Origin of the sequence: Bradyrhizobium sp. Mp27, from assembly GCF_029953005.1 — a bacterium.
In the GTDB taxonomy this organism is placed as follows: Bacteria; Pseudomonadota; Alphaproteobacteria; order Rhizobiales; family Xanthobacteraceae; genus Bradyrhizobium; species Bradyrhizobium barranii.
Window position 1 is genome coordinate 1 of the sequence record NZ_JASAUS010000311.1, and the last position, 4,687, is coordinate 4,687.

Consider the following 4,687-nt stretch of genomic DNA (forward strand, 5'->3'; position numbering starts at 1 on the left):
CACGCCTCAAGCACCTTGCGATCTTTCCTCGAAAGGTGGACTTCTCTTGCTTCGGGTATCATCCCGACCTTGAATCACGACTCACGTTCCAAGAAAAGTGGGTACTAGCTTGAAGGGCTTATAACGTACTAAGTTGTTCGCCGCTCATTTCGATCATCCCCTACAAGGTACCACAATTGCCAACACGCGATACCTACCTCATTTGGTAACGTGGCAGCAAAGGAGGCAGTGAACGCGATACGGCCAGAGCCCATAGGCTGTAAAGCGCGCGTCCGTGTGCTGTCGCTTTGCCCACCGGTGCCGGCCCAGAGGCTGAGAACTGGGGCGATCGGATGGAGGATGGTGCCGGCTGCGCGTAGATGGCTGGCGGCGGCAAAGTCGGTGAGCGCACGTACATGGAGCAGCAATCAACATTCAATAATTGTTTAAGATTCTCCAAGCCGCTGGAACGGGCGATCGCTTCTACCCTGCTTCGAAGGCTTCACTGGCAGCCTGCTCGGCCTGTTGACGGCCCTGCCCTCTGAGCCAACGAGCGCTTCTGGACGGGCCACATGAAAGCGACTTTGAATCGCGGTGGATGCCCTCGACGGCTGGAAGCCGATTCGGCCGGCTGGCGTATATGATCCATTAGAACCATCTCGGCGGCTCGCGCAACCAGGCGACCGCCAGGCACTTAACCGCCGCGGCACCGCTATACGGGATCATCCAGAGGTTCTTGCCGACCGAATGCGAAATCCATGCTTCGATACGACGAGCTAACTGCCGGCGCAAACTTGCGATGTTCGGCGAAGCTTGTCCGGTGTCAGCTAGCGGGTTGGGTTAGGTGAAGCAATAGACGTTGCAAGCACCCCGCGCGGGAAAACGGCGTTGATGGACAATGGCGGCAATACCCTTGCGTCTCGAGTTTAGCTGGAGGCTTGCTTTTTCTCTCGCACGCAGGCTTACGTCCTGTGGCTCTCGAACGTGTGCGGCGCAATGTGGCACTCGGGCCGATCTTGAGACGTATAAACGCTGTGATCGTATGAACTTGTAGCAGCGCGGCTCGAGATAGACGACCAGAGACATGCTCCAGATGGCAGCCGTCCCTAGTTGACGATCAGCACTACCGGCTTGTCAACCGAGTGGCAGGGTCCCCTAGCCAAGGTGGTACAAGTCGACGTCCTCGAGGGTGTAGGCGCTGAAGCTCCCGAAATGGGCGAACAAGTTGTTGCGCTTGGCGCCGCAGCTGATCCGGTGATCCGGTCGGCGAGGCCGCGGCCCAGAGGCTATCGGGCGAGCGCATCGGCGCCTCGCGGAAGATGCGAGCATCGATTGAGCGCCAGCCTGCAGATCGCAGCGTCAGGACAGGACGACCTAGTCACGTGAATCTAATGTTCGCCACATAAAGTCTGCTGGGTTTTGTGGCAGAAGCGTTTGACGGAAGCCAAAATCTGGTCTGCGGACTTGGTCCATTTGAAGGGCTTCGGGTTTTGGTTGTGCAGGTGGATGAAGGTGCAGATGTCGGCCTCGAGTTGCCCGACGGAGGTGTCGTCTAATCGCTGCTGGGACGTCAAGCATTTAGTTTCGTCAAGAGACGCTGCCGGGTGCGTGGTTGTCTTCGCGGTCGACATTGGTCGCCGCATGATGGAGCTTCGCGGACGAGCCTTCAATGTGGACGACGCACTTTGCTGAGTCAGCATGCAACCCCATCAGCGGAATGGCTCGGCTCACGTCCCGGCAGGGATACCTTAGGCGTTCAGGTTCTGAACGCTATCCGAGCTTATGCGGCAGCTCCGGCATTCGGATTGAACAGCTCGCCGGTCTTAAGCATCGTATGCTTATCACCGCCAGTTTCCGTGCCACAGCCACGGTGGCTCTTTTGAAGCCGATCCTCTCCCGGAGATGCCGTCCCCACGTCCGCAGAGCGCTGTCGGTTGAGCTGCGCGTCAGAATGACCGCTGCCGCTTCATAGAGAAGCCCACGCAAATGGCGGTCGCCACGTCGGGATATATGGCCATCATAATCGACTTCTCCGGATTGGTAGCGGCGCGTTGTCAGGCCGATCCACGCGCCAACAGATCGGGATTTCCTAAAGTTGTCAGGCTCCTCAATAGCTGTGGCAAAAGAGCTTGCGGTGATCGCACCGATGCCCGGAATCGACATGAGGATGCGGCAGGCCTGACTCTCGCGCGCATCCCGAACCAACTGGCGACCGAGTTCGGCGGCGCGGATGCGAATGCCACGCCAGGCTTCCAGCATCGGAAGCACGATGGATGCAAGTCCGTCCTGATCAGCCAGAAGGTTCCGGACGTTCTCGAAGGTGCTTCCCTTTCCGGCGGGAACAAGCAGACCGAAGGTCTTCATGACGCCGCGGATCTGGTTCGAAAGCTCGGTGGTGATCCGGACCAGCCGCGTGCGCGCCGCGACAAGCGTGCGGGTCAGCATGCTGTTGAATCCCTTCACGCGCACCTCACGAAAGAACCCGACTTCCGCGAGCTGCGCCAGACCATCGGCGTCGTTCGCGTCCGTCTTGTTCGCCGCCATATCGAGCGCCGCTTTATCATGGCGCGCATCGACGCAGATCGCCGGCAATCCTTCGGTGCGCAAAGAATGATAGAACCATACCGACAGCGGTCCCGTCTCGAACACCACGCGTTTCACGGCCGGCGCCCGCTTGCGGATGAGCGCGGCGATGACACTGGGATCAGATGCACACTTGCCGCGCCAGATCCGTTCACCTGCTCGACGGATCGAGACCGCCGTCTCTTTCATCGACACATCGAGACCGATATACTCTTCCATGGCTGTTCTCCATTCGATGCTTGGGCCCGGCGTCCAGTCGTGAGCCCGTATTTCCATCCTATCGGGGAACAGCCACCCTCCAAGACTATTGATTGTCTTCAGGGCAACACGCTCCTGCGATTACCCCATGTGGACGCCCCCTCACGGCATCGCTGTGCCAAAGTGGTGTCGTTGACCATCACTTGAACGGAGGCGTCCATGTCGGAATTTAGCATAATCGCGTTGGATCTGGCGAAGAATGTGTTCCAGATGCACGGCGCGGATGCATCAGGAACCGTGCTTTTCCGCAAGAAGCTGCGCCGGGATCAGATCCTTAAATGTCTTGCCGCGCAGCCGACGTGCACGGTCGCAACGCGACTTTGCGGCATGGCTGGGGCTTACCCCGCTGCAGCGCTCCACCGGAGGCAAGCAGAAGCTCGGCAAGACGTCACGTATGGGCGAACGAACCCTGCGACGACTACTGATCATCGGCGCGAGCGCGGCCGTGCGCTGGGCAATGCGCAAAGGCTCGACAGCGGATTCTTGGCTTGCGCGCATGCTTGCCCTCAAGCCGCCCATGCTGGTGATCGTCGCCCTCGCTAACAAGATGGCGCGCATCGTCTGGGCATTGATGGCGAGAGGCGGAACCTATCGGGCTCCGGCTGCGGCGAAGTAGTTCCGCGGCAGGGACCGTGAGTGTGAGAAGGTCAACCGGAGAGTATGGCGCACGGTCACGAGACAGGAATGGGAAAACCAGATCATGGATACGCGCCTCGAGCACGCGAAGTTGAATTGGACCCGTTCCGCGAACTCCCATACGGGCCAGCGGCATGTGGCAGCCGCAACAAAAGGCCGAACACATGTCAGCGCCCGACCACGCTCCGCACTCTTCGAAAGATTCTTCTTGCACCAACGGGGGCGTCTACACATGTCCATGACGATATGGACATCGAGGCCTTCAGGAACTTGAGCATCGATCTCTTTTAAAAACTTCAAGACTCGACTGCCCGGTGGCGCTTGTAGCATTTGCCGATGACGAACCCCGAGGCGACATCGAGCGCGGCAAACAGCGTGGTCGCACCATGCCGCACATAGCTGTGCGTACGACGCTCCGGTATGCCGGGCATCATTGGCAAGACCGGCTGCTCGCGATCGAGTGCCTGAATCTGGCTTTTCTCATCGATGCTGAGGACAAGGGCTCGGTTCGGCGGGGACAGGTAAAGCCGACGATGTCGCGTGCCTTGTCGACGAGCCGCGGATCGCTCGACAACTTGAATGTCTGGCTACGGTGCGGTTGCAAGCCGAACGCCGACCACATTCGGCGGATCGTGGTGCGGGAAAAGCCAGTTTCCGCAGCCATCGAGCGGATCAACCATTGCGTCGCCTCGGCCGGCGTCGTACGCAGCGTGCGATCGATCATGGCGGCAACCTGATCGTCGTTGATGGTGCGAGGGCGGCCAGGGCGTGCCTCGTCAAGCAAGCCATCACAGCGATCCTTCAAAAATCGGCGGCGCGACTTGCCAACGGTGTGTTCGTGGAGGCCGAGTTCGGCAGCCACAGACTTGCTTGGCAAGCCATCCGCCCACCGCAGGATCGCGCGGCATCGCTCAGGAAAGCAACCGCGCAGCACGATGACGACGAACTTGCCTCTCCAAGTACGCCCGCTCCTGCGGACTCAGCACCAACGGCGCGATCGGCCGGCCTTTCCCACCTGCATTCGCCACAAGCGCTCTCCTCTCTCGAGATTCAAGCTATCAACCAATGCGACGAACTTGCGTTCCGGATGACTAGGGTCTGTACCTAAATAGCGCCACGTATTCTCTTGCCTACGTGTTGATTCGGGGGCGAGAGAATGCGCGCTGGTTTGTTTTGGCTGAACGACAGGCAATGGGCGCGTATCGAACCGCATCTGCCGAGGGGACTGACG

General features: G+C 59.5%; 1 protein-coding gene and 4 pseudogenes. 2 read left to right on the forward strand and 3 right to left on the reverse strand.

The window, feature by feature from the left end:
• Nucleotides 1–1,367: 1,367 nt before the first annotated feature.
• Together QJT78_RS48630 and QJT78_RS48635 are read right to left on the reverse strand one after the other, a co-directional pair.
• Nucleotides 1,368–1,526 (reverse strand): annotated as a pseudogene (locus QJT78_RS48630) (IS630 family transposase); the annotation flags it as partial.
• A 233-nt stretch (nt 1,527–1,759) separates the two neighbouring features.
• Nucleotides 1,760–2,781 (reverse strand): annotated as a pseudogene (locus QJT78_RS48635) (IS110 family transposase).
• Between the two features lie 262 nt (nt 2,782–3,043).
• Between QJT78_RS48635 and QJT78_RS48640 the strand changes: the two are divergent.
• Nucleotides 3,044–3,436, forward strand: coding sequence for a transposase (locus QJT78_RS48640; protein ID WP_256461613.1), 393 nt, complete (start codon nt 3,044–3,046; stop codon nt 3,434–3,436).
• 254 nt (nt 3,437–3,690) lie between these two features.
• Here QJT78_RS48640 and QJT78_RS48645 read toward each other — a convergent pair.
• Nucleotides 3,691–4,484: pseudogene (locus QJT78_RS48645) on the reverse strand (IS630 family transposase); the annotation flags it as partial.
• Nucleotides 4,485–4,590: 106 nt separating this feature from the next.
• Between QJT78_RS48645 and QJT78_RS48650 the strand changes: the two are divergent.
• Nucleotides 4,591–4,687: pseudogene (locus QJT78_RS48650) on the forward strand (IS5/IS1182 family transposase); the annotation flags it as partial.

Bases quoted from the DNA above. Each gene is read 5' to 3' on its own strand.
- QJT78_RS48640 (WP_256461613.1), top strand. From the start codon at position 3,044: ATGCATCAGGAACCGTGCTTTTCCGCAAGAAGCTGCGCCGGGATCAGA.